General features: G+C 69.9%; 17 protein-coding genes, 2 tRNA genes and 2 pseudogenes. 9 read left to right on the top strand and 12 right to left on the bottom strand.

Features of this window, described 5'->3' with window-relative positions; translation table 11 throughout:
• Positions 1–65: 65 nt before the first annotated feature.
• The 3 genes from OG331_RS32650 to OG331_RS32640 form a co-directional block, all read right to left on the bottom strand.
• Positions 66–686 carry an ATP-dependent Clp protease proteolytic subunit gene (locus tag OG331_RS32650; protein WP_328881648.1) on the bottom strand — a complete coding sequence of 207 codons (621 nt, stop codon included), beginning with the start codon at positions 684–686 and terminating at the stop codon, positions 66–68.
• 277 nt (positions 687–963) lie between these two features.
• Entirely contained in the window at positions 964–2,358 is a 1,395-nt protein-coding gene (gene tig, locus OG331_RS32645) for a trigger factor (protein ID WP_406202812.1), read from the bottom strand.
• 206 nt (positions 2,359–2,564) lie between these two features.
• A tRNA-Pro gene (locus OG331_RS32640) sits at positions 2,565–2,641 on the bottom strand.
• Positions 2,642–2,772: 131 nt separating this feature from the next.
• Between OG331_RS32640 and OG331_RS32635 the strand changes: the two genes are divergently transcribed.
• Positions 2,773–2,846 (top strand) — tRNA-Gly (locus tag OG331_RS32635).
• Between the two features lie 925 nt (positions 2,847–3,771).
• On the opposite strand, the pseudogene OG331_RS32630 reads toward OG331_RS32635, so the two are convergent.
• Positions 3,772–4,277, bottom strand: a pseudogene (locus OG331_RS32630) (protein kinase domain-containing protein); the annotation flags it as partial.
• Positions 4,278–4,378: 101 nt separating this feature from the next.
• On the bottom strand, positions 4,379–4,573 hold the full coding sequence (locus OG331_RS32625; protein WP_030044846.1) for a hypothetical protein: 195 nt from the start codon (positions 4,571–4,573) through the stop codon (positions 4,379–4,381).
• Positions 4,574–5,185: 612 nt separating this feature from the next.
• Between OG331_RS32625 and OG331_RS32620 the strand changes: the two genes are divergently transcribed.
• The gene (locus OG331_RS32620) at positions 5,186–6,316 is read left to right on the top strand and encodes an acyltransferase family protein (protein ID WP_406202810.1); all 1,131 of its coding nucleotides are present in this window, start codon (positions 5,186–5,188) and stop codon (positions 6,314–6,316) included.
• A gap of 16 nt (positions 6,317–6,332) precedes the next feature.
• On the opposite strand, the gene OG331_RS32615 is transcribed toward OG331_RS32620, so the two are convergent.
• Positions 6,333–6,797: an HD domain-containing protein gene (locus OG331_RS32615; protein WP_406202808.1), complete on the bottom strand. Its 465-nt coding sequence runs from the start codon at positions 6,795–6,797 to the stop codon at positions 6,333–6,335.
• Between the two features lie 145 nt (positions 6,798–6,942).
• The gene (locus OG331_RS32610; protein WP_406202806.1) at positions 6,943–8,127 is read right to left on the bottom strand and encodes a PP2C family protein-serine/threonine phosphatase; all 1,185 of its coding nucleotides are present in this window, start codon (positions 8,125–8,127) and stop codon (positions 6,943–6,945) included.
• 162 nt (positions 8,128–8,289) lie between these two features.
• On the opposite strand from OG331_RS32610, the gene OG331_RS32605 reads away from it, so the two are divergent.
• Entirely contained in the window at positions 8,290–9,561 is a 1,272-nt protein-coding gene (locus tag OG331_RS32605; protein ID WP_406202804.1) for a GNAT family N-acetyltransferase, read from the top strand.
• 40 nt (positions 9,562–9,601) lie between these two features.
• On the opposite strand, the gene OG331_RS32600 is transcribed toward OG331_RS32605, so the two are convergent.
• Both OG331_RS32600 and OG331_RS32595 read right to left on the bottom strand, forming a co-directional pair.
• A complete protein-coding gene (locus OG331_RS32600) occupies positions 9,602–10,411 on the bottom strand; it encodes an Fpg/Nei family DNA glycosylase (RefSeq protein ID WP_406202802.1) in 810 nt (269 codons plus the stop codon).
• A gap of 228 nt (positions 10,412–10,639) precedes the next feature.
• Complete coding sequence (locus tag OG331_RS32595; RefSeq protein WP_406202800.1) at positions 10,640–11,125, bottom strand: ribose-5-phosphate isomerase; 486 nt, start codon at positions 11,123–11,125, stop codon at positions 10,640–10,642.
• 217 nt (positions 11,126–11,342) lie between these two features.
• Between OG331_RS32595 and OG331_RS32590 the strand changes: the two genes are divergently transcribed.
• Positions 11,343–12,827 (top strand): amino acid permease, encoded by a 1,485-nt coding sequence (locus OG331_RS32590; RefSeq protein WP_406202798.1) that lies wholly within the window; start codon positions 11,343–11,345, stop codon positions 12,825–12,827.
• A gap of 126 nt (positions 12,828–12,953) precedes the next feature.
• Here OG331_RS32590 and OG331_RS32585 read toward each other — a convergent pair whose 3' ends face one another.
• On the bottom strand, positions 12,954–14,510 hold the full coding sequence (locus OG331_RS32585; RefSeq protein WP_406210428.1) for a hypothetical protein: 1,557 nt from the start codon (positions 14,508–14,510) through the stop codon (positions 12,954–12,956).
• A 1,188-nt stretch (positions 14,511–15,698) separates the two neighbouring features.
• Positions 15,699–16,610: pseudogene (locus tag OG331_RS32580) on the bottom strand (serine/threonine-protein kinase); the annotation flags it as partial.
• Positions 16,611–16,851: 241 nt separating this feature from the next.
• Here OG331_RS32580 and OG331_RS32575 point away from each other — a divergent pair.
• Positions 16,852–17,580, top strand: coding sequence for a hypothetical protein (locus OG331_RS32575; protein ID WP_406202796.1), 729 nt, complete (start codon positions 16,852–16,854; stop codon positions 17,578–17,580).
• Between the two features lie 215 nt (positions 17,581–17,795).
• Here OG331_RS32575 and OG331_RS32570 read toward each other — a convergent pair whose 3' ends face one another.
• Complete coding sequence (locus tag OG331_RS32570) at positions 17,796–18,377, bottom strand: biotin transporter BioY (RefSeq protein ID WP_328881638.1); 582 nt, start codon at positions 18,375–18,377, stop codon at positions 17,796–17,798.
• Between the two features lie 409 nt (positions 18,378–18,786).
• Here OG331_RS32570 and OG331_RS32565 point away from each other — a divergent pair, with 409 nt between their 5' ends.
• The 4 genes from OG331_RS32565 to OG331_RS32550 all read left to right on the top strand — a co-directional run bounded on the left by OG331_RS32565 (position 18,787) and on the right by OG331_RS32550 (position 22,884).
• Positions 18,787–20,040 (top strand): ROK family protein, encoded by a 1,254-nt coding sequence (locus tag OG331_RS32565; RefSeq protein WP_406202794.1) that lies wholly within the window; start codon positions 18,787–18,789, stop codon positions 20,038–20,040.
• A 218-nt stretch (positions 20,041–20,258) separates the two neighbouring features.
• A complete protein-coding gene (locus OG331_RS32560) occupies positions 20,259–21,326 on the top strand; it encodes an ABC transporter substrate-binding protein (protein ID WP_406202792.1) in 1,068 nt (355 codons plus the stop codon).
• Positions 21,327–21,331: 5 nt separating this feature from the next.
• Positions 21,332–22,174, top strand: coding sequence for an ABC transporter permease (locus OG331_RS32555; RefSeq protein WP_406202790.1), 843 nt, complete (start codon positions 21,332–21,334; stop codon positions 22,172–22,174).
• Positions 22,150–22,884, top strand: coding sequence for an ABC transporter ATP-binding protein (locus OG331_RS32550; protein ID WP_406202788.1), 735 nt, complete (start codon positions 22,150–22,152; stop codon positions 22,882–22,884). The genes OG331_RS32555 and OG331_RS32550 overlap by 25 nt, the downstream gene beginning before the upstream one ends.
• Positions 22,885–22,950: the final 66 nt, after the last annotated feature.

The following is a 22,950-nucleotide window of genomic DNA, read 5'->3' as shown; positions in this document are numbered from 1 at the left end:
GTCTCCTAGGAGCTGTGGCGGTCGGCTGAGGGGCTTGCTGGGGCCGATTCGGTCCCACGGGGCGGTCAGGCCCCGGTGCCGCCGCCGCCCGGGATGCCGGCAGCTGTGGTGATGACGTCGTCGATGAGGCCGTACGCCTTGGCCTCCTCGGGGTCGAACCAGCGGTCTCGGTCCGAATCACGGGTGACCTGCTCGACCGACTGGCCGGTGTGCTGGGCCGTGAGCTCGGCCATGCGCTTCTTGGTGTGCAGCAGCCGCTCGGCGTGGATCTTGATGTCCGACGCCGAACCGGCGAGGCCGGCGGAAGGCTGGTGGATCAGGATCTCGGCATTCGGAAGGGCGAACCGCTTGCCCGGGGTGCCCGCGCTGAGCAGGAACTGGCCCATGGACGCCGCGAGGCCCATGGCGATGGTCATCACGTCGTTCTTGATGAACTGCATGGTGTCGTAGATCGCCATGCCGGCCGTGATCGAGCCGCCCGGGCTGTTGATGTAGAGGTTGATGTCCTTGTCGGGGTCCGCGGCGGCAAGGAGCAGCAGCTGTGCGGTGATCTTGTTCGCGATGTCGTCGTCGACCGGCTGGCCGAGGAAGATGATCCGCTCGTTGAGCAGCCGGTTGTAGACCTGGTCGCCGAGGCCACCACCGATAGAAGGCTCGCCGGCGGCTGAGGGCATCAGATTCGTCACGTATCCACCTGCTCGTCTTGCGACGGCGCCGGGCCGTCTCACGTTTCCCTGCGGGCTGGAGCCATTTCGGGGACTCCCCTGCCCTCGTATTCATGGACCCTAACGCGCGGCACCTGCGGCGCAATCCCGGTTCCAGGGGTGTTCGCTGTGAGCGCATGCCTGCGCTGCGTGGGCGGGCCCGGCGCCCCGGAAGGGCACCTTCCCACCGTACGTCGAAGGGCCCTGGGGTGTTGTGCTCCCCCAGGGCCCTCCGTACGGCTTACAAGGTGCCGTGGGCTCAGCCCTCGGACTTCTCCTCGTCGGCGGCGTCGGCGGTGCCCTCGGCGGCCTCCACCGTCTCCGTGGCCTGCTCGGTCTCGTCCTCGTCGTCCAGGTCGATGACCTCGCCGTTGGTGTCCTTGACCACGGCCTTCTCGACGACGACGGCCAGGGCCTTGCCGCGGGCGACCTCGCCGACCAGGAGCGGAACCTGGCCGCCCTCGACGACCGCCTGGGCGAACTGGTCGGGGGACATGCCGGAGGAGGCGGCGCGGCGCATGAGGTGCTCGGTGAGCTCCTCCTGGTTGACGTTCAGCTTCTCCTGCTTGACGAGCTCGTCGAGGACGAACTGCGTCTTGATGCCCTTGACCGCGGCTTCCTTGGTCTCGGCGTCGAACTCCTCGACCGTCTTGCCCTGGATCTCGAGGTACTTCTCGAGGTCGAGACCCATCTGGCCGAGCTGGTGGTGCTCGAGGTTGTGCTTACGGGTGTTGATCTCGTCCTCGAGGAGCTTCTCGGGGACGGGCACCTCGACGAGCTCCAGCAGCTTCTCCAGGACGCGCTCCTGGGCCTGCGTGGCCTGGTCGTACTGCTTCATGTTCTCGAGGCGCTTGCGGCTGTCGGCCTTGAGCTCGTCCAGGGTGTCGAACTCGGAGGCGAGCTGCGCGAACTCGTCGTCCAGCTCGGGCAGTTCGCGGGCGGCGACCTGGGTGACCTTGACGGTGACCTCGGCCTCCTTGCCGGCCGCCGAGCCACCCTTGAGCTCCGAGGCGAAGGTGGCCTCGGCACCGGCCTCGAGGCCCTTCACGGCGTCGTCGATGCCTTCCAGCAGCTCACCGGAGCCGATGGTGTAGGAGACGCCCTCGGCGACGCCGTCCTCCAGGACCTCGTCGTCGACCTTGGCCTGCAGGTCGATCGTGACGACGTCGCCGTCCTCGGCGGCACGCTCGACCGGGGAGGTGGAGGCGAAGCGCTCGCGGAGCTGCTCGACCGACTTCTCGACGTCCTCGTCGGTGACCTCGACGGCGTCGACCTCGACCTCGATGCCGGAGTAGTCCGGGATCTCGATGGTCGGGCGGATGTCGACCTCGGCGGTGAAGTTCAGCGTCTCGCCGTCCTTCAGCTCGGTGATGTCGACCTCGGGCTGGCCCAGGACGTTGAGGTCGGCCTCGTTGACCGCCTCGGTGTAGAACTTCGGCAGCGCGTCGTTGACGGCCTCCTCCAGCACGGCGCCACGGCCGAACCGCTGGTCGATGACGCGCGCCGGGATCTTGCCCTTGCGGAAGCCCTTCACCGTGACCTGCTGGTTGATCTTCTTGTACGCCGCGTCGAGGCTGTCCTTGAGCTCCTCGAAGGGCACCTCGACAGTGAGCCGAACCCGAGTCGGGTTCAGGGTCTCCACGGCGCTCTTCACGGTTCGGTCTCCTTGTGGCTGACTTCTGGGGTTCTGCCGGGACCAGACTGGCCCGGCGGATTTCGCCGCCCGGGAGGACTTCATCAGATGGAGAGACACACGGGCGTGCAGCTTGCATAGTAACGGCAGCGGCGACACGCCCCAAAGGCGATCACTGGACGCGATCACACGAGGTCGTCGCGCGTGTGGCCGGTCTTGACCGGTCCTGGTCGGGGTGGCGGGATTTGAACCCACGGCCTTCCGCTCCCAAAGCGGACGCGCTACCAAGCTGCGCCACACCCCGTGCTGGTGCGACACGTAGGGTACATGGCTACAAGCAGTGCGGCCCCCGCATTAACGGGGTGTGCGGCGAGGGGTGCCGACCCGCTACGATGCCTTCGGTGCCGCGGTCACCTGACCTGCGGCGCGTCGCGTGCGGGCGTAGCTCAATGGTAGAGCCCTAGTCTTCCAAACTAGCTACGCGGGTTCGATTCCCGTCGCCCGCTCCATACGGCTCAGGGCCAGGTCAGAGGATGATTCCTCCGCCTGGCCCTGATCGTTTCCGAGAGGCTTGAGGCACGGCCGGGTCAGAGGTTGCGTACGTCCACGGTGTAGCCCGAACGGATGCCGTACGGGACGTAGAGGCGTCGCCGACGAGGACCGGTGGGGCGGAGATGCCGGGGAAGTCGACCGTGCCGCTGGGGGACGCCAGGTAGAGGTGAGTGGCGGAGGCGGTCGGGGGCCCCGGATGTTCCACGGTGGAGTTGCTCCCCCAGAGCTGTCGCAGGGCCGCTGGAGCGGCTGCTGCCGGATCGGGGGTCGCGTCGATGAGGCGCGCCCACGTGTTACTGCCGTCGGCCAGGGCGAAACCGGGTCGCCATGACCTCGTCACCCGCGCAGACCAGCGACGTACCTGAGGCGATACAGCGATTGAAGGGACCGCCGGGGCCGATCGGCTCCTTGTCGACGCTCGGGCCCTTCGACCTCATGTGCCAGGCCTGCCAGCCGGCGGGCAGGTCGGCGGGAGCGGAGTCGTCACCCGTTACGGCGACGGTGGTGGCGGTGAGGAGTGCGGCGCCCAGCGTGATGGCCGACCACAGGCGTCTGCGGCGCCTGGGCGGTCGTGGGGGTGAGGTCTCCTCGTCCGCCGGCGTCGGCTCCGGCCGCCTCGGCTCCGGCAGCGGTGAGGAGTGCGGCGCCCAGCGTGATGGCCGACCACAGGCGTCTGCGGCGCCTGGGCGGTCGTGGGGGTGAGGTCTCCTCGTCCGCCGGCGTCGGCTCCGGCCGCCTCGGCTCCGGCATACGGCCGTCGCGCAGCAGCCCCAGTAACTCATCCGGCGTGGGGCGGGACTCGGGTTATTTCCCAGTCAAAAGTGAGTGAAGGGGAGCAAGTCGGGCGGTACCCCCATCATGGCCAGTTCGGATGAGAACGTCCGAGGCGCCGAAGTCGATGACGCGGGGGCCGTCCTCGGCGAGCATCACATTGGCCGGTTTCAGGTCCCGGTGGACCATCCCCGCGCGATGGATGTCGCGCAGGGCCTCGGCGAGGCCGGCGGCGGGTTCGCGCAACTTCGGCAGCGGCAGGGGGCCGTGGCGGCGGATGTGGGTACCGAGGTCCTCGCCCGGGATGTGGAGCGTGGCCGTCCAGGGGCGCGGCGCGGCGTCGGCGTCCACGACGGGAGCGGTGAAGGCGCCGCTGACCTGGTGGGCGGCGACCACCTCGCGGCGATGGGGGTCCCCCCGCTCGCGCGAAGCCGAGAGTGGGGGAGGATGCGGAACTCGTCGTCGGCGGCGGCGTGCTGCGCCTGCACCACCTTGAGGGCGAGGCGGCGGCCGGAGGCGGAGCGGGCCAGGTGGACCACGCCCATGCCGCCGGGGTCGAGACGGTCCTCGATCCGGTAGCCACCCGCCTGCGCCGGGTCCGTCTCGCGCAGCGCCATCCCGTACGTTCCCCCCGTTCCGTACCGTTCGACGATCCCGAACGAGGGTATCCGTACTCTTCCGGGCACCCCAGGGGCCCCGGAAGCCGCGCTCACGGACCCTAGAACTGGATCGAGTTGATGGTCTCCGCTATCGAGTTGAGGAACCGCTGGATGTCGTCGGCCATGCCTGTCGAGGCCAGGAAGAAGCCGAACAGCACGGCGACGACGGCGGGGCCGGCCTTCAGGGATCCGCCACGGATCAGCACCACCAAGATGATCGCCAACAGCAACACCACTGACAGCGAAATGGCCACAACAGATCACACCCTCGGTCGGTCCGCTCTCCCGGCCCTGGGATGCAACCCCGCGCACCCCCGCCAGAACCATCGTGCCACCAACCGGGCCTCGCTATGCGGCACGTGACGTTTCGTTCGCCACACCTGTGCCGGATCTGTGCGGGTGCGTCGGACGCGGTCACCTCTCGCGTTGCGCGCGTACAGCAATTCGGGGGAACACCGGCGGAGAGAATTCGACGGGTTCGTTTCCATCGGCACACAACGTGTTCGTCGGCAATTCGAATTGTGGATGAGTTGATCATTCCATCGGAGTCGGCTCCTGACCATATGCACCTTTTAGTCGGGATGAATCCGGACAAGGAGGGTGTCCAACAGGTGTCTGCCAGGTGCATGTTCGTTGTACACGCGAGTTCGAACGCAATAACCCGGAACGACCTCGCAGGTTTTACGAAATCCCATAGGCAACGCTAGGGTGCCTCAGATGTTCCATGCTGCCTCGTCCCCCGCATGCGCAGCGAGGGCCTGGATCTACTCCCCCGGCTTCCGGTGGGAGGGTCTGTGAACAACTCGCTGCGACCGCACGGCCACAACAGAGCGCCACTCCCCCCGGCAGAGTCGTCGGCGGACGGAGTGCCGAGTCCGCGCTCGCCTCAGAACAAGAAGGCTCAGGCGGACAACAGACCCGCGTCCGGCGGTGCCAAGCAGCGCGACGCGTTCTTCGACAACGCCAAGTACCTGGCGATCGTGCTCGTCGCCATAGGCCACGCCTGGGAGCCGATCAAGGGCGACAGTCGCATCCTGGAGGCCGTGTACACCGTCGTGTACACCTTCCACATGCCGGCGTTCATCATCATCTCCGGCTTCTTCTCGCGCAGTTTCGACGCGAGCCCCAACCGGCTGAAGCGGCTGATCACCGGCGTCGCCGTGCCGTACGTCGTCTTCGAGACGGCCTACCCGCTCTTCAAGCGCTGGATCGACGACGACCCCAGCCAGAACATCAGCCTGCTGGACCCGTGGTACCTGACGTGGTTCCTGTGTGCGCTGTTCATCTGGCGGATGACCACCCCCATCTGGAAGATGGTGCGCTGGCCGCTGCCGATCGCGCTCGGCCTCGCCATGGCGGGGACCGTCACCCCGGAGATCGGCGACGACCTGGATCTGCAGCGGGTCCTGCAGTTCCTGCCGTACTTCGTGCTGGGCCTGATCATGAAGGCCGAGCACTTCCACATGGTGCGCACGCGCACGGTGCGGATGCTGTCCGTGCCGGTAGGAGCGGTCGCGTTGGCCTTCGCCTGGTGGGCGGTGCCGCGGATGAACACCGCGTGGTTCTACCACCGTGACGCCGCGCAGGAGCTGGCCGCGCCGTGGTGGAGCGGGCCGGTCATGGTGCTGGCGATGTTCGGCTGCTCGCTGCTGCTGACGGCCTGCTTCTTCGCGTGGGTGCCGCGCCGGCACATGTGGTTCACGGCGCTCGGCGCGGGCACGCTGTACGGCTATCTGCTGCACGGCTTCGTGGTGAAGGCCGGCGACTACCAGGGCTGGTTCGAGCACGCCTGGCTGGAGCGGCCGCTCGGCGAGATCTTCGTCACCGTGCTCGCGGCCGTCGGCGTGACGCTGTTGTGCACCGCGCCCGTGCAGCGGGTGTTCCGGTTCGCGATGGAGCCGAAGATGGAGTGGGCGTTCAAGCGGGATGCCGCGGAGTTGGCTCGGGAGCGGGAGAAGCGGGAGGGGTCCGCCGCTCGCGAGAAGGTCAACGCCTGAATCGAGTAGTGGGACATCAGTCGGCTTTCAGACCGAGAAGTGCGCGCATCCGTGCGTACTTCTCGGTCAGTCGTTTCCGGGTCGGTTCGTCGAGGGTGGCGAGGCGGTTGGGGTCGGCGTTGTGGGCCAGGTCTGCCTGCTTCACGAGGAGTGCGCCGGGGGTTTCGAGGATGCGGGCGGCGTAGGCCTCGGGGGGTTCTCCGGGGCGCTTGGTGAGGGCCAGCACCATGGCCTTGGTGCGGGGGCTCAGGGGGGCCTCTTCCAGCCACTGGGCGGTCAGGGCGTCGTCCTCCACGGCGTCGTGGAGCCAGGCTGCGGCGATCTGGTCTTCGTCGCCGCCGCGTGTGCGGACGCCTTCTGCCACGGCTGCGAGGTGCTCGGTGTAGGGGTGTCCGGCCTTGTCGGTCTGGGTTGCGTGGGCGGTTCGGGCGATGTCCTCTACGGCGGTCAGGGACAGCGGGGTTCTGGAGGTCTCGGTCACGCGTCCAGTGTCCCGCCCCCGCCATCGGCCTGAACGGCCTCGTCCGCAAACGCCGGACGGGCTGAAATGCCTGGCCCGGCGCCGAAAAGGACCGTGCGTGCGGAGCGCCCTACGGGTGGGGGGTTGGGGACAGAGCCCCCGTGGGTCAGTGCGGCAGTGTTGTCTGAGCCGTTGGGCCCTCTCGGCAGATCAGCAGGAGGGCTCGGTCGTCGTTGACGTCCTTCGCCACCGCTTCGATGAGGTGCCAGGCGGCGCCGTGGAAGCCGCCGGCGACGTAGCGGTCGGCCTCGCCGGTGAGGCGGTCGATGCCCTCGACGATGTCGCGGTCCGAAGTTTCGACGAGGCCGTCCGTGAACAGCATCAGTACGTCTCCGGGGCGGAGGGAGCCCTTCACGGGGTCGAACTGGGCGCCGTCGTACACGCCGAGGAGGGGGCCCTCGGCGGCCTTCTCCTCCCAGCGGCCGCTGCCCGCGCTGAGCTGGAGGCCCGGGGGGTGGCCCGCGGAGTAGAGCTCGTAGTCGCCCGAGTCCAGGTCCAGGACCAGGTGGATGGACGTGGCGAAGCCCTCGTCCCAGTCCTGGCGGAGCAGGTAGCCGTTGGCCGCCGGGAGGAACGCGTGTGGGGGCAGGCTGCCGAGCAGGCCGCCGAAGGCCCCTGACAGGAGGAGGGCGCGGGAGGCCGCGTCCATGCCTTTGCCCGAGACGTCGGTCAGGACGACTTCCAGGGTGCGGCCGCCGTTGGTGCGGGCCGCCACCACGAAGTCGCCCGAGAAGGACTGGCCGCCCGCCGGGCGCAGGGCCATCTCACGATGCCAACCGTGCGGCAGCTGCGGCAACTTGCTCTGGACGCGGATACGTTCGCGCAGGTCGAAGAGCATCGTGCCGCCGCGCCGCCAGGGCACGCCCACACGGCTGCGGAACTGCGCGATGAGCAGGCCGAAGAAGCCGCACGCCGCCACGACCAGGACCACGCCCGGGGTGACGCGGGACGGGCCCTCCGTGTACGGGCCCAGCTGCACCGACTCGACGATGAGGCCGGTGGCCGCCGCCGCGTACAGGCCCAGCAGGCTCGCCGGGCGCAGCAGCAGTCCGCCGGCGACGATGGGGAGCACCAGCGCGGCCGGTGAGAACCACACCGGGTTGGCCATCGTCAGGGCGCAGATCAGCGGGACCGTCAGCAGCAGGCCGGCCAGCGCGATCCAGTCGGAGCCGTCACCGCGGAAGTAGTCCACAGCGCTTCTGCGCACGCCGACGCGGGCCCGGTGCCACTGCATCTTCAACCGGGCCGTGAACGTCTCGGCCACCGTGCGCCGCTCTCGTCCTGCTGCCATTAGTTCGGGACCCTATCCATCGGACCAGTTGCTTGGCACGGGAGGTCCCACTTGTCCCCCGTCCGAGGTTCGACTTCACAGTGAACTTCACGGAAAGCCGGCTTGGCCCCGGCACCGAGAAATTCCCTCGCTCGTCCCGCAATGCCCTGGTAGGCATGTTTCATGGCGAAAGACAGTGCGAGCGGCAGCGACCGTCCGGTCGCCACCGGCCCCGACCTGCGGGTGCTACGGCAGGACGAATGGGGCATCTGGTACGACGGCCTGATCCGCGCCTTCAGCGGAGTCCCGGAGGCAGCCGAGGAGCGGGAGTTGTGGGACTCCCTCACCGAGCTCGACCGTTCCCTCGGCGCCTGGGACGGGGACACCTGCGTGGGGACGGCCGGCGCGTTCAGCTTCCGGCTCACCGTGCCCGGCGGAGCCGCCGTGCCCGCCGCCGGGGTCACGATGGTCAGCGTCGCCGGTACGCACCGCAGGCGCGGCGTCCTTACGTCGATGATGCGCCGGCAGCTGGACGACGTACGCGAGTGGGGCTGGCCGGTCGCGGTACTGACCGCCTCCGAGCCGGAGATCTACGGCCGGTTCGGCTACGGCGTCGGCACCTTCCAGGTGAGCGCCGAGATCGACACCGCGCGCGTGCGGCTGTCCGTGCCGACCGGCACCGACGACGTACGTCTGCGCTACGCCGTACCGGCCGACGTCCTCGACGTGTGCGAGGCGGTGTACGCACGCAAGGTGTCCGCCCGGCCGGGGATGCTCGCGCGGCTGCCCGGCTGGGAGCGGCTCGGGCTGCTCGACCCGGAGAGCGACCGGGAGGGCGCGTCGCCACTGCAGTGCGTGCTGGCCGAGCTGGACGGCGAGGTCGTCGGGTACGCACGCTTCGGCGTCAAGCCGGAGTGGGACGGCAACGGCCCCTGTGGTGCCGTGCACCTGCGGGACGTCCAGGCCCTGACCCCGGCGGCGGAGGCGGCGCTGTGGCGGTTCCTGTTCGGCATCGACCTGACGTCCAAGGTGACGGTGCGGTCACGGCCGGTGGACGAGGCGTGGCAGCACCAGGTTTCGGACATCCGGCGGTGCGGTGTACGGGTGAAGGACGCCCTGCACGTACGGCTGGTGGATGTCGGGCACGCGCTGGCGGCGAGGACGTATCAGGCGCCGGTGGACGTCGTGTTCGAGGTCGAGGACGCCTTCTGCCCCTGGAACTCGGGGCGTTGGCGGCTGATGGGGGATGCCAAGGGTGCGTCGTGCGAGCGTACGACGGACGCCGCCGATCTCTCCTTGTCCGTACGGGAGTTGGGGGCGGCCTATCTCGGCGGCGTGAGCCTGGCGGCGCTGGGTGGCGCCGGGCGGGTGCGGGAGCTGCGGCAGGGGGCGTTGGCGGAGGCGTCCGTGGGGTTCGCTTCCACGGTGGCTCCGTGGCTGCCGCACGGGTTCTGACGCCGGGTCAACCGGTCGCGGGGATCGGTTGCGGGGTCGGTCACGGTGTCTGGCAGTTCGGGCACCAGAAGAGGTTGCGGGCGGCCAGGTCGGCGGTGCGGATCTCGCCGTCGCAGATGTGGCAGGGCAGGTTGGCCCGGCGGTAGACGTAGACCTCGCCGCCGTGGTCGTCGACGCGGGGCGGGCGGCCCATCGCCTCCGGGGTGTGCTCGGGGCGGACGGTGTCGATGCGGTTGTTGCGGACGCCCTCGCGCATGAGGTCGACGAGGTCCGTCCAGATGGCGTCCCACTGGGCGGGGGTGATGTCCTTGCCCGTGCGGTACGGGTCGATGCGGTGCCGGAAGAGGACCTCGGCGCGGTAGACGTTGCCGACGCCGGCGATGACCTTCTGGTCCATCAGCAGGGCGGCGATGGTCGTACGGCTGCGGGAGATTCTGCTGTAGGCGGTGTGCGGGTCCGCGTCCGCTCGGAGGGGGTCCGGGCCCAGGCGGTCGTGTATCGCTTGCTTCTCCGTGTGCGTGATGAGGGCGCAGGTGGTGGGGCCGCGGAGGTCGACGTACGCGGTGGTGTTCGCGAGGCGCAGGCGGACGGTGTCCGTGGGTGGGGGTGCGGGGGCGTCGCCGAAGTTGACCTTGCCGAAGAGGCCGAGGTGGATGTGGACCCAGTCGGTGTCGCGGAAGGCGAGGAAGAGGTGTTTGCCGTGGGCCTCGGTGCGGGTGAGTTCTGCACGGTCGAGGAGGGCCGCGGCGTCCGAGAACTTGCCCTGGGGGCTGGTGACGCGGGGGGTGGTGCCGAGGAATGCGGTGGCGTAGTCCTGGGCCAGACGGTGGATGGTGTGGCCCTCGGGCACGGTGGCTCCTTGTTGGTGTGCGGGTGCCTGCCGGCGGTGCGGCGGGATGTTTCGCCCCCGCCGCCCCTACCCTTCCCGTCCTCCAGGGGCTCCGCCCCTTCGACCCCGGACCTGGGGGCTGCCGCCCCCAGACCCCCGCTTCGGCCCTGAACGGGCCTCGTCCTCAAACGCCGGACAGGCTGAAGTGCTGGACCGGCGTCTTCAGGCGCCGTCCTGTGGCGCCTGTGACTACTGCTGCGGGTGGTGCGGCGGGATCGGGGGGAGGTCGCCGGTCGTTTCGTAGGCCGAGAGCATTTCGATGCGGCGGGTGTGGCGGCCCTCGCCCGAGTACGGGGTGTTGAGGAAGGTCTCGACGAACTTGGTCGCCTCGTCCTGGGTGTGCATGCGGGCGCCCACGGCGACGACGTTGGCGTTGTTGTGCTGGCGGCCGAGGGAGGCCGTCTCCTCGCTCCAGGCCAGCGCCGCGCGGACGCCCTTGACCTTGTTGGCGGCGATCTGCTCGCCGTTGCCCGAGCCGCCGATCACGATGCCGAGGGCGTCGGGGTCCGCGGCCGTCTTCTCCGCCGCGCGGAGGCAGAAGGGCGGGTAGTCGTCCTGGGCGTCGTAGATGTGGGGGCCGCAGTCCACCGGGTCGTGGCCGGCCGCCTTGAGCCAGTCGACGAGGTGGTTCTTGAGTTCGAAGCCCGCATGGTCGGAGCCGAGATACACGCGCATGGAATGAGTGTGACACGGGTGTTTCGGGGCAGCAGCGCCGGGTGTCAATCGCATCAAATGTGACGCACACCATGGAAGCTCAAGAAAACCTCAAGTAACAATCCCGAATCAAAGGTTCCCGAATCCGTTCTCCTCCGATTCACTGGTCCGACTCGTACGCCTCATGCACCCCGCTAGTACGAGGACCGCTCACCACGGCGCAAAGGAAATCCGTTCCATGACTTCGCAGCCGACCCAGAAATCGGCCGGATCGGCCGAACCGGCCGCAGGCGGCCACGGTCTACAGGCCGGGCTCAAGAACCGCCATCTGTCCATGATCGCCATCGGCGGTGTCATCGGCGCCGGACTCTTCGTCGGGTCCAGCTCCGGTATCGCCACCGCGGGCCCCGGCATCCTTCTCTCGTACGCCCTCGTCGGCACGCTCGTGGTGCTGGTGATGCGGATGCTCGGTGAGATGTCCGCGGCGAACCCGACCTCCGGATCGTTCTCCGCCCACGCCGACCGCGCGCTCGGCAGCTGGGCCGGCTTCTCCATCGGCTGGCTGTACTGGTTCTTCTGGGTGGTCGTGCTGGCGGTCGAGGCGACCGCCGGTGCGGTGATCCTGGAGGGCTGGATCCCGGCCGTCCCGCAGTGGGGCTGGGCCCTGATCGTGATGGTGGTGCTGACCGCCACCAACCTCGTCTCCGTCGGGTCGTACGGCGAGTTCGAGTTCTGGTTCGCCGGGATCAAGGTCGTCGCCATCGCCGCGTTCATCATCATCGGCGGGCTGGCCGTGTTCGGGCTGCTGCCCGGCGTCGACAGCGAGCAGGCCGGGCTGAGCAACCTCACCGAGCACGGCGGATTCCTGCCCAACGGGCCCGGTGCCATCCTCACCGGTGTGCTGCTCGTCGTCTTCTCCTTCATGGGCAGTGAGATCGCCACCCTCGCCGCCGGTGAGTCCGAGAACCCGCAGCAGGCCGTCACCAAGGCCACCAACAGCATCATCTGGCGTGTCGCCGTCTTCTACCTCGGCTCGATCTTCGTCGTCGTGGCCCTGCTGCCGTGGGACAGCAAGTCCATCGCCGACGACGGCTCGTACGTCGCGGCGCTCAACTCCCTCGGCATCCCGCACGCCGGTCAGATCATGAACTTCATCGTGCTGACCTCGGTGCTGTCCTGCCTCAACTCCGGCCTCTACACCGCCTCCCGCATGGCCTTCTCCCTCGGCCAGCGCGGTGACGCGCCGAAGTCCTTCGGCCGCACGACCGGCAACGGCGTGCCGCGCACGGCGATCCTCGTGTCCGTCGTGTTCGGCTTCGTGGCCGTGTTCTTCAACTACAAGTTCCCGGACTCCGTCTTCCTCTTCCTGGTCAACTCCTCCGGTGCGGTCGCGCTGTTCGTCTGGCTGGTGATCTGCTTCTCGCAGCTGCGCATGCGGAAGATCATCCAGGCCGAGGCGCCGGAGAAGCTGGTCGTGAAGATGTGGCTGTACCCGTATCTGACCTGGGCCACGGCCGCGCTGATCGTGTTCGTCCTCGGCTACATGCTCACCGACACCGAGCACGACGGCCGCAAGACCGTGCTGCTGTCGCTGCTGGTGGCCGCGCTCGTGCTGGTCGTCGCCTTCGTCAAGCAGAAGGTGCGCGGCGGCGGACACGGCCCCGCGAGTGTCGAGGCCGCTGCCGCGTCGGACGCGCCGCGCGACGAGGTCAAGACCGGCTGACCCGGACCGGCTGACCCCTGCCTCCCTCGGCCTCGGGCTGAGGAACAGGCTGAGAGTCGGGCTGAGAAACAGGCCGAGGGGCCCTTGGGACGCTTGCGCGTTTCGAGGGCCCCTCGGCTTTTGCGCTCACAGCACGGTGAAGCTCTCCTTCACCTTCTCGTAGGTCTTCAGTGCCTGCTCTTCCATGTCCGGCTGGTACCACGTGTTGATCTGGTACGACTTCCCGTCGACCGTGAAGCCCAGCAGCCGGGCGTGCCAAGGGAGATCGTTGAGGGTGAAGGTGTACTCCCAGACCACCGCCGGGTGTCCGCGGAACGTCGTCCGCTCCAGGCGGATCTTGTTGTAGTCCCGGCCCTGTTGGGCGTTCTGCTCCGACTTCTGCCAGGAGTCCATGAGGTCGTTGCGGGCCAGGGAGGACTTGGCGGCGAGTTCCTGCTTGGCGTCCGGTGACGTGTAGTGCACCTCCGACCCGGTCTTGACGTCCCGCTGCCAGCCCTCGGGCGGCGCCCACGCGAACCCGCCCGCCTCACGGCGCGCGCCGGGCGGCAGGCTCTGCGGCCTCGACGTGCCCTCCACCGTGGACGAGGGGCCGGCGCCCGGGGAGGACGCGGCCGAGGAGAGCGGCGACTGGGAGGAGCTTGCCTTGTCGTCCTCGGGCGAACCGGAGTTGGCCACCAGGACGACCGCCACGACGGCGCCGGCGGCGACGCTTGCGACGGCGGCGATGAGAGTCGTACGGCGATGCCGCCCGCGTCGGCGTACGGCCGGGACCGCGGGGCCGGGGAGTTCGCCGGGCGGCATGGCGGGAGGGGTGGGAGGCCTGGCGCCGTAGGGGCCGGGACCGGGACCGGGGCCGCCGGGTGCGGGGCCCGGCGCCGGCGCCGGCCGCCGCTCGGTCACCGCTTCGGAGCGCACCAGGGAGACGCCGTTGCGGCGGGGTGCCGCGCCACCGGAATCGCCGGCCGGGGTGGGCGAGCGGACCTCTGAACTGGCTCGGGAGGCGAGCTCGGTGGAGGCGTTGGAGGCGCGAGAGGGGTTCTCCGTCGCTGGGGGCGGGGTGCCGTTGGAGGGAGCAGAGGCGACCGCTTCGGGCGCGGGCGCCTTGACCTCGGGTGTGGCCGGGACGCGAGCGGTCGGGGTTGGGGTGAGGGGTGGGGTGGGTGTGGGAGTAGGAGTGGGTGTGGGTGTGAGGTTCGGTGGCGGTGGCGGTGGCGGGATGGCGTCGCGTACGTCGTCCGGCTGCCGGGGATCGGGCCTGGGCGGGACGCGGGGGGCCTCCAGGTAGGCGGGGGTCGGCGATTCCCCTGGGGAATTCGGGTTCCAGGGGAGGTGATGGGTCGCCGTTGCCGATGCGGGGTGGTCGGGGGTGGCTGCCGCGGAGTCCGGGGCCGCGCCGCCGCGTTCGGGCTCGGGCTCGGGCTCGGGCTCGGGCTCGGGCTGAGACTTGGGGCGGGCGGGTTCAGGGTGCGGGCCGGGTATGGGTTCGGGTCCGCTCCGATGTACGGGGGCGGGGCTTCGTGCAGGGGCCGGGCCTCGTGCGGAGTCGGGGCTGCGTGCGGGGTCAGGGCCGCGTGCGGGGTCAGGGCCGCGTGCGGGGTCAGGGCCGCGTGCGGGGTCAGGGCCCGGTGCGGGTTCGGAGTGGCGTACGGAGTCGGAGCCCGGCGCGGGTTCAGAGCCGCGCATGGGATCAGGACCACGTGCGTAGTCGGAGCCCGACGCGGGCTCAGAGCCGTGTACGGAATCAGGACCACGTGCGGACTCGGAACCGCGTACAGGTTCAGAGCCGGGTGCGGAGACGGAGTTGCGGTCAGAGTCAGAGCCCCATACGGAATCAGAGCCACGCTCGGAGTCAGGCCCCCGTACGTAATCAGAACCTCGTACGGAGTCAGGGCCCCGTACTGCTTCAGGCCCATGCTCTGCGTCCCGCTCGGGACGAGGCACCGGTTCGGGCCCTGCGCCGAGCGCCGGGCCGGCTTCCGGCACGGACGTGCTCGGCGGGGCCGGGTCGGGTGCCGCACCACGGGCGGGACCGAGGGGCCCCTCGCCCAACGCTCCAGAGCCGGTAGCGGTCCCCGCGCCCAACGCACCGGGCCCGGCAGCGCCCTCGGCGTCCAACGGCCCGGGGCCGGCGCCGGGCCTCGCGTCCAACCGTCCGGGAACCGCAGCAGTCCCCGCGCCCAACACACCGGAATCGGCAACGCTCTCCGCGTCCAACCGCCCGAGGCCGGGGGCAGGCCTCCCCTCCAACCGCCCGGGGCCGTCGGCAGCATCAGTGTCCAACCGCCCAGGCTCGGCGACAGCCCCAGCGTCCCACCGCCCAGGGCCCTCAGCAGCTCCCGTGTCCAACGCACCGGAATCGGCAACGCTCTCCGCGCCCAACGGCCCGGGGCCGGCGCCAGCCCCAGCGTCCGACTGGCCTGGGCCCGCAGCAGTCCCCGCGCCCAACCCACCGGAATCGGCAACGCCCTCGGCGCCCAACGGCCCGGGGCCGGCGCCAGCCCCAGCGTCCAACTGGCCTGCGCCGACGACAGCCCCAGCATCCAACCGCCCAGGGCCCGCAGCAGACCCCGCGCCCAACCCACCGGAACCGGCAACACCCTCCGCGCCCAACCCCCCAAGGCCGGCGCCAGCCCCAGCATCCAACCGCCCAGGGCCCGCAGCAGACCCCACGCCCAACCCACCGGAACCGGCAACACCCTCCGCGCCCAACCCCCCAAGGCCGGCGCCAGCCCCAGCATCCAACCGCCCAGGGCCCGCAGCAGACCCCACGCCCAACCCACCGGAACCGGCAACACCCTCCGCGCCCAACCCCCCAAGGCCGGCGCCAGCCCCAGCGTCCGACTGGCCTGGGCCGGCGGCAGCCCCAGCGCGCGGCCGCCCGGGGCCCGCAGCAGCCCCCGCGTCCAACTCACCGGGCCCAGCGACCGGCCCCCCAGGCCCCGCCATGGTCTCTGGCTCGCCACCCCACGGCGCGCCCATGGCCGGCGCCGGTGGTGTCACCGGCATTGTCGGGGTGGGTGCCGGGAAGGCCACCGGCTGGAGGGCCGTTTCCAGGGGGTCCAGGCCGGGGCGGAGGGTGGGGTCCTTGTCCAGGAGCGCGGCGAGGATGTTGCGCAAGGGGCCTGTCGTGGGCGGAAGTTCGGGCTCCTCGTACAGGACCGCGTGCAGGGTCGCGAGGGTCGTGTCGCGGGAGAAGGGGGAGCGGCCGGCGAGGGCCGCGCACAGGGTGGCGCCCAGGGACCAGATGTCCGACGGTGGGCCCTGGGGGCGCCCGGAGATGCGCTCGGGGGCCATGTAGTCGGGTGAGCCGACCAGCATGCCGACCATGGTGAGCGCCTTCGCGTCCTGGATCGCCGCGATGCCGAAGTCCGTCAGGACGACCCGGCCCCGCCCGCGTGCCACCTCCGTCTCCACCAGGACGTTGCCCGGCTTGATGTCACGGTGGAGCACCCCCCGGTCGTGGACCTGGCGCAGAGCCGCGAGCAGGCCGATGCCGATCCGGGCCGTCTCGCACGGGCCCAGCGGTCCCTCCTCCGCCATGATGCGTTCCAGGGAGCGGCCGGCCACCAACTCCATGACGATCCACAGGCGTTCGCCCTCGTCGACCACGTCGTAGACCCGTACGACATTGGGGTGGTCGATCCTCGCCGTCGCCCTCGCCTCACGCAGGGTGCGTTCACGGCGTGTGCGGGTGTCCTCCGGGTCGAGGCCGTCGATGCGCATTTCCTTGACGGCGACCAGACGATCAAGAATTTCGTCGACCGCTCGCCACACGCGCCCCATTCCCCCCTGGCCAATACTCTCGACCAGTCGATAGCGCCCCGTCACCAGTAAACCTGGAACCCCACCGCTCCTCGTATTTCCCATATTCCCCGGCAATCCACTGCACCCCCCTCGATGCCGCACCAGACATTCGCCATTGAAACACAATGGTCACACTTCAGGCTGTACCAGCATAGTGCGGAGAAATCTTGTGGTACCTCTTCAAGTACTGCGAATTCAGGCGCAGGCAAGGGGGACGAACATGAGTTCTCGTCGCACGACGGCCATCGCGGGATCGCTGGTCGCGACATCTTTCTCGGCAGTGATGATCCTTTCCTTCACTGCCAGTGCGGACGACCAGGGACCCGGGAGCAGCAAGGGGGGAAAGGTCATCGACGAGGCGCCGGCGGGCGTGAAGCTCACCACCGAACTGCCCGAGAAAATCTCGGTGAACAACAGTTCGCAGGAAACCGAGATCACTGCCACCGTCAAGAACGAAGGGACCAAGGACAGCGGAAAGATCCAGCTTTTGGTCGTCGGGTTCGACGGCCTGACGGTCAAGAATGTCGAGGGCTGCTCGGCGATCGAGAAAAACAGTCTTCCGGAGGGCTCGAACAGCGGTTTCGCCTGCCCCGTCGACAATCTCCCCGCCGGTGACTCGAAGTCGTATGCGGTGGACGCGACGTACGACCTCGGCAAGGAGGGCAAGATCTGCCTCCCCGTCCAGACCGGTGACGGCAAGAAGACGTACTGGCAGCAGGGCCCGGTGCCGTTCGGTACGACGAACCCGTCACCGGATGCTCCGGCCACCCCGCTGCTGCTCGGCACCGACAACAAGCCGGTCGCTCCGGGCGCCGACGAGCTGCCCAAGACCGGCCTCGGCCGGGACGTCCTGCCGCTGGGCGCGGCCGGCGCGACGCTGATCGCGGCCGGTGCGGCCGGGCTGTGGTGGTCTCAACTGCGGCGGCCTCGGCGGTCGCAGGAGGGCTGAGACGGGAGGGCTGAGACGGGAGAGCTGAGGCGCGAGGGCTGAGAGGTGACGGGGCCCGTCCGGCACAGAAACGGGCTCCGTCCGGCACAGAAGCAAGCCCCGTCCGACGCAGGAATGCCCTGTCCGGCACAGGAATGGCCCGTCCGACGCAGAACACGAAGAGGCTCGCCGGGTGCTGCACGACCCGGCGAGCCTCTTCCGCTGGAACTACGGCGTCAGCGGTTGGCGAACTTCCAGGCGGTGGGCAGCGCGCCCATCGCGAGGGCCGCCTTGAGGGCGTCGCCGATCAGGAACGGGGTGAGGCCGGCCGCGATCGCGGCGGTCGCCGACATGCCGGTGGCGAGGGCCAGGTAGGGGACGCCGACGGCGTAGATGATCGCCTCGCCCAGCAGCATGGCACCCGCGGTGCGCAGGGCGGTGCGGTCGGCGCCGCGGCGGGCCAGGGCGCCGACGACGGTGGACGCGAGGATCATGCCGAGGATGTAGCCGAAGGACGGGGCCGCGGCGCCGGAGGTGCCGTCCGCGAACCACGGCACGCCCGCGATGCCCGCCAGCGCGTACAGCGCGAGGGAGAGGAAGCCGCGGCCGGCGCCGAGGGCCGTGCCGACCAGCAGCACCGCGAGGGTCTGGCCGGTCACCGGCACCGGGGAGCCCGGCACGGGCACGGCTATCTGGGCCGCGAGGCCGGTGAGCGCGGCACCGCCGACGACGAGCGCGATGTCGCGGACGCGGGAGGCCGGGAGCAGGTCGGCGAGGACCTGTCCGGTGCGGGCGGGGGCGGCGGCAGCGGTGCTCATGGGGACTCCGCGAGGTGAGGGCAGTACGGGACGCTGTGACGCTATCCCAGCGTGTGCATGCCCATCACCGTCAGTGGTCGACAAAGGGCGGATCACGGGGTTGGTGGGCTCCGGACAAAGGATGGGGGTTACACCGGGTACGAGGTGACGCCGGTCACTGAGGCGGGGACGTCCAGCTCACAGGCCGGTCTGCCGTCTCGCCCGTCGGTCGCCGTCTGGGCAGCGGTGGCCCGTTTTGCTAGCTTCGAGCGCATGGTCGCCCAGTCCCGGAACTTCTCGTCGCGTCGCCACGTCGACCTGCGACGCGTGGGCGCGGCCGCCTGTCGCCGTCCGGGGTGAGTCGGCCCGTCGGTTCGACTCGCCCGCATCAGACGGCGCAGTGTCGGACCGGCTCCCGAGGAAGTTCCCCATGCCCCGTATCGCGGCACCCACCCTTTCGGCTTCGGCCTCGACGTCGACCTCATCGTCGGCCTCGGCCTCGAAATCGTCTCCGATCCCCCGTGTCTCCGACCGCGACCGGCGCCGGACCAGCGCCAGCGTCATCCTGCGGTCCGTCCTTGAGCACGGGCCGGTGGCACGCAGCACCATCGCCCGGCTGACCGGCCTGTCACCGGCGTCGGTGACCGACCACTGCGCCCGTCTCGCCGAGCTCGGGTTCGTCCGGGAGGCCACCGCACCCCGGCGGTCCAACGGCGTCGGCCGGCCACACGTACCCCTCGACATGGACAACTCGCGGTTCGTGGTGGGCGGGGTGCACGTGGCGGTGCCGTACACCACGGTGGCGCTGCTCGATCTGCGTGGACGGGTCGTCGCCGAACGGGAGTTGAAGCACTCGGGTGCCCCGGATCCGTACGGCGTCCTGGCCCGCGCCGCCGACGGGCTCGCCGCGCTGCTGGACGCGGCGCCGGGCAGCCGGCCGCTCGGTGTCGGCTTCGCCGCGGGCGGCTGGGTGGACCGGGACTCCGGGACCGTCGTCGAGCATCCGATGCTGGGCTGGCGCGAGGTGCCGGTGCGGGAGGTGCTCGGCGCACACACCGGGCTGCCGGTCCATGTGGACGGGCACGCGCGGGCGTTGGTGAACGCGGAGCGCCTCTTCGGGCGGGCGCGCGGCAGCCGGAGCGTGCTGCATCTGTTCGTCGGCAATGTGGTCGACGCGGCGTTCGCCACCAACGACGAGGTGCACCACGGCCCCCGCTCGCAGGCCGGCGCCATCGCCCATCTGCCGGTGCCCGGCGGTACGGAGACCTGTGACTGCGGGCGGGTCGGCTGCCTCCAGGCCGAGCTGAGCGAGCAGACGTTGTGCCGACGGGCGCGGGCCGCCGGCGTCATCGACGGGGCGAACCCGACGCATGTCGTGCGCGCGGCGGCGGGCGGGGACCCGGTGGCGGTAGGGCTGTTGACCGACCGGGCGCGGATGACGGGCCGGGCGGTGGGGCTGCTGCTCGACGTGCTCAACCCGGAGACGGTCGTCGTCACCGAGATCGGCATTCTGAGCCGGGAGGACTGCCTGGGCTCGCTGCGCGCAGCGGTGGGGACCGAGCGGGCGGCGGCCGTCGTGCCGTCCAGTTTCGCGGATTCGGTGCTTGCCACGGCCGGTGGCTCGGTGGCGCTGGACGTGCTGTACCGGGATCCGCTGGGCGCGTCCTTCGAGCGCGTCACCTGAGGCTATTTAATTCAGAAACTCGGAATATTGACAGGGACCGCCGATGACCAGGAACATCCTGCTCATGAGCCCGTTCGTGAGCTGTCGCACCCACTGTTGCTGACACGTTGCCGCGTGTGAAGCGCTCATTTCTTCCTGTGTGAATTCCCTTTCTCCGGCTTCTCCTGCCCGGAATTCCGCATGCTTTCTTGACCTTTTCTCACTCACGGAGTCCTCCCATGTCTTCTTCTCCTGTGCCGGGTGTCGACCGACGGTTCTTCCTCACCTCCCTGCTCGGCGCCGCGGCCGGCGTCGCCGGACTCAGCGGCTGCGCCGACGGCAGCGCGGCCGCCGCGGACGAGGGCGCCTCGACCGCCCCGCTGGCCAAGAACGTGCCCGCCGGCACGAGCCTGAAGATCGCCTCGTACCAGAACACCCAGCAACTTCAGTTCAGACTGGCCAAGCTGGGCGATCCGCCCTTCACGGTCAGCAACTGGCTGAACATCGGTGCCGGGCCCGATGTCATCAACGCCTTCCGGGCCAAATCCCTGGACCTCGCCAACAACGCGGGCATTCCGCCGATCCAGGCGTACTACCAGGGCTTCGACGCGAAGATCGTGGCGATCAACATCACCCGCAAGCCCAACTACCTCTTCGCCACCAAGCCCGGCAGCGACATCCGGTCGGTCGACGACTTCAAGCGCAGGCGGCTCGCCTTCTCGCAGGGCCAGGCGCAGGGCGTCGTCCTGTTGCGTGCCCTGAAGAAGGCGGGGCTGAAGTACGACGACGTGGAGCTGGTCCCGCTGACCAGCAACCAGTTCCTCACGGCCCTGCAGTCCGGGCAGGTCGACATCGCCCCGCTCGCCAACAGTCAGGCGCCCGCCTATCTGAAGCAGTACGAGGGCAAGGGCGCCCGCATCGTCACGACCGACGTCGTGGACCTGCTCAGCCTGCTGTGGGCGCCGGTCTCGGTGCTGAACGACTCCGCGAAGGCCGCCGCGATCGCCGCGTACATCCCGTACTGGGCCAAGGGCCAGGTGTGGACGTACGAGCACCCCGACGTCTGGAACCGCGAGTTCTACGTCAAGACGCAGAACCTGACCCTGCCTCAGGCCGAGGCGATCACCGAGCTCGCCAACAAGCCGCTGTTCCCGCCGAGCTGGGACGAGGCCATCACGTGGGAGCAGGAGACCGCGGATCTGCTCGCGGAGGGCGGGTTCGTGAAGAAGTTCGACGTCAGCGAGCTCTTCGACCATCGCTTCGAGGGCATCGCCGCGAAGTCCGTACCGGCCGAGTACCGGAAGTGACCGCCATGACCACGACCACCCTGCACAAGGCCACCGCCGTCGTCGTCGCCGACGAACGGCCCCGCAAGCGCCACCGCGGGCTCGCCCCCGGCAAACGCCTTCCCGCCGCCCGGCTCGCCGGACCCCTGCTGGTGCTCGTCCTGTGGGCCGCCGCATCCGCCGCCGAGGCGCTCGACCCCGCCGCGATTCCCGCGCCCTGGACGGTGGTGGAGACCGGCGCCCAGCTGTGGACCGACGGGACGCTGATCACCGACATCCTCACCTCGTTGCAGCGGGCCGCGTCCGGCTTCGCGATCGGTCTGACCGCCGGCGTCGTGCTGGCCCTGGCCGCCGGGCTCACCCGCACCGGGGAGGCGCTGATCGACGGCACGGTCAACCTCAACCGGGCCATCCCGACCCTCGGTCTGATCCCGCTGTTCATCCTCTGGCTGGGCATCGGCGAGACCTTCAAGATCGCCATCATCGCGATCGTCGTCTACATCCCGATCTACCTCAACACGCATGCCGCCCTGTCCGGCATCGACAACCGGTTCGTCGAGCTCGCCGAGGTGCAGGGCCTGTCGAAACTGCGCTTCATCCGGGAGATCGTCATCCCCGGTGCGCTGCCCGGGTTCTTCGTGGGACTCCGGCTCGGCGTGACCGGCTCCTGGCTGGGCCTGGTGGTCCTGGAGCAGATCAACGCCACCAGCGGCCTCGGCTACCTGATGTTCCAGGCCACGAACTACGGCCAGTCGGACGTCATCCTCGTCGGCCTGGTCGTCTACGGCATCTTCGGCCTCGCCTCGGACAGCACGGTCCGCCTCATCGAACGGAGGGTGCTGTCGTGGCGCCGCACACTGAGCAGCTGACCCGCCCCGCCGTCCAACTCCGGTCGCTGACACGCTCGTTCGACCAGCGTGTCGTTCTCGACGGCATCGACCTGGACATCCCCGCCGGCCAGTTCGTGGCCCTGCTGGGGCACAGCGGCTCCGGCAAGAGCACCCTGCTGCGAGCGGTCGCCGGTCTCGACCACGAGGTCACCGGCAGCGGACAGCTCACCGCCCCGGACCGGGTGTCGGTCGTCTTCCAGGACTCCCGGCTGCTGCCCTGGCGTCGCGTCCTCGCCAACGTCCTCCTCGGGCTCGACGGCAGGGAGGCGGAGCAGAAGGGCCGCGAGGCCCTCGCCGAGGTCGGGCTGAAAGGCCGCGAGGGCGCCTGGCCCAACGAGCTGTCCGGCGGCGAGCAGCAGCGCGCGGCACTGGCCCGCTCACTCGTGCGTGAGCCCGAACTCCTGCTGGCCGACGAGCCGTTCGGGGCACTGGACGCGTTGACCCGCATCAGGATGCATGCCCTGCTCAGGGAGCTGTGGGAGCGGCATCGGCCCTCGGTGCTGCTGGTCACGCATGACGTGGACGAGGCGATCGTGCTCGCGGACCGGGTGCTCGTGCTGGAGCGGGGGCGTATCGGGCTCGACCTCGCGATCGACCGGCCGCATCCGCGGTCGTACCGGGATCCGTTGCTCGGTGAGTACCGGGAGCGGTTGCTGGCCGCGCTGGGCGTGACTGAGGACGTGGGGTGAGCGTCGGCTGTCCTGACCGTCTGCTGGGGGCTGCCGCCCCCAGACCCCCGCTTCGGCCCTGAACGG

It is taken from the genome of Streptomyces sp. NBC_01017 (genome assembly GCF_045162795.1).
Taxonomy (GTDB): Bacteria; Actinomycetota; Actinomycetes; order Streptomycetales; family Streptomycetaceae; genus Streptomyces; species Streptomyces machairae.
The sequence above is the reverse complement of the archived record's forward strand: the minus strand, read 5'-3'. Positions and strand labels throughout refer to the sequence as shown.

Coding starts and splice junctions, on each gene's coding strand:
- OG331_RS32565 (WP_406202794.1), top strand. CDS start 18,787: ATGCCCCGTATCGCGGCACCCACCCTTTCGGCTTCGGCCTCGACGTCG.
- OG331_RS32575 (WP_406202796.1), top strand. CDS start 16,852: ATGAGTTCTCGTCGCACGACGGCCATCGCGGGATCGCTGGTCGCGACA.
- OG331_RS32570 (WP_328881638.1), bottom strand. CDS start 18,377: ATGAGCACCGCTGCCGCCGCCCCCGCCCGCACCGGACAGGTCCTCGCC.
- OG331_RS32555 (WP_406202790.1), top strand. CDS start 21,332: ATGACCACGACCACCCTGCACAAGGCCACCGCCGTCGTCGTCGCCGAC.
- OG331_RS32605 (WP_406202804.1), top strand. CDS start 8,290: ATGGCGAAAGACAGTGCGAGCGGCAGCGACCGTCCGGTCGCCACCGGC.
- OG331_RS32560 (WP_406202792.1), top strand. CDS start 20,259: ATGTCTTCTTCTCCTGTGCCGGGTGTCGACCGACGGTTCTTCCTCACC.
- OG331_RS32595 (WP_406202800.1), bottom strand. CDS start 11,125: ATGCGCGTGTATCTCGGCTCCGACCATGCGGGCTTCGAACTCAAGAAC.
- OG331_RS32585 (WP_406210428.1), bottom strand. CDS start 14,510: ATGCGCGGCTCTGAACCCGCGCCGGGCTCCGACTCCGTACGCCACTCC.
- OG331_RS32590 (WP_406202798.1), top strand. CDS start 11,343: ATGACTTCGCAGCCGACCCAGAAATCGGCCGGATCGGCCGAACCGGCC.
- OG331_RS32610 (WP_406202806.1), bottom strand. CDS start 8,127: ATGGCAGCAGGACGAGAGCGGCGCACGGTGGCCGAGACGTTCACGGCC.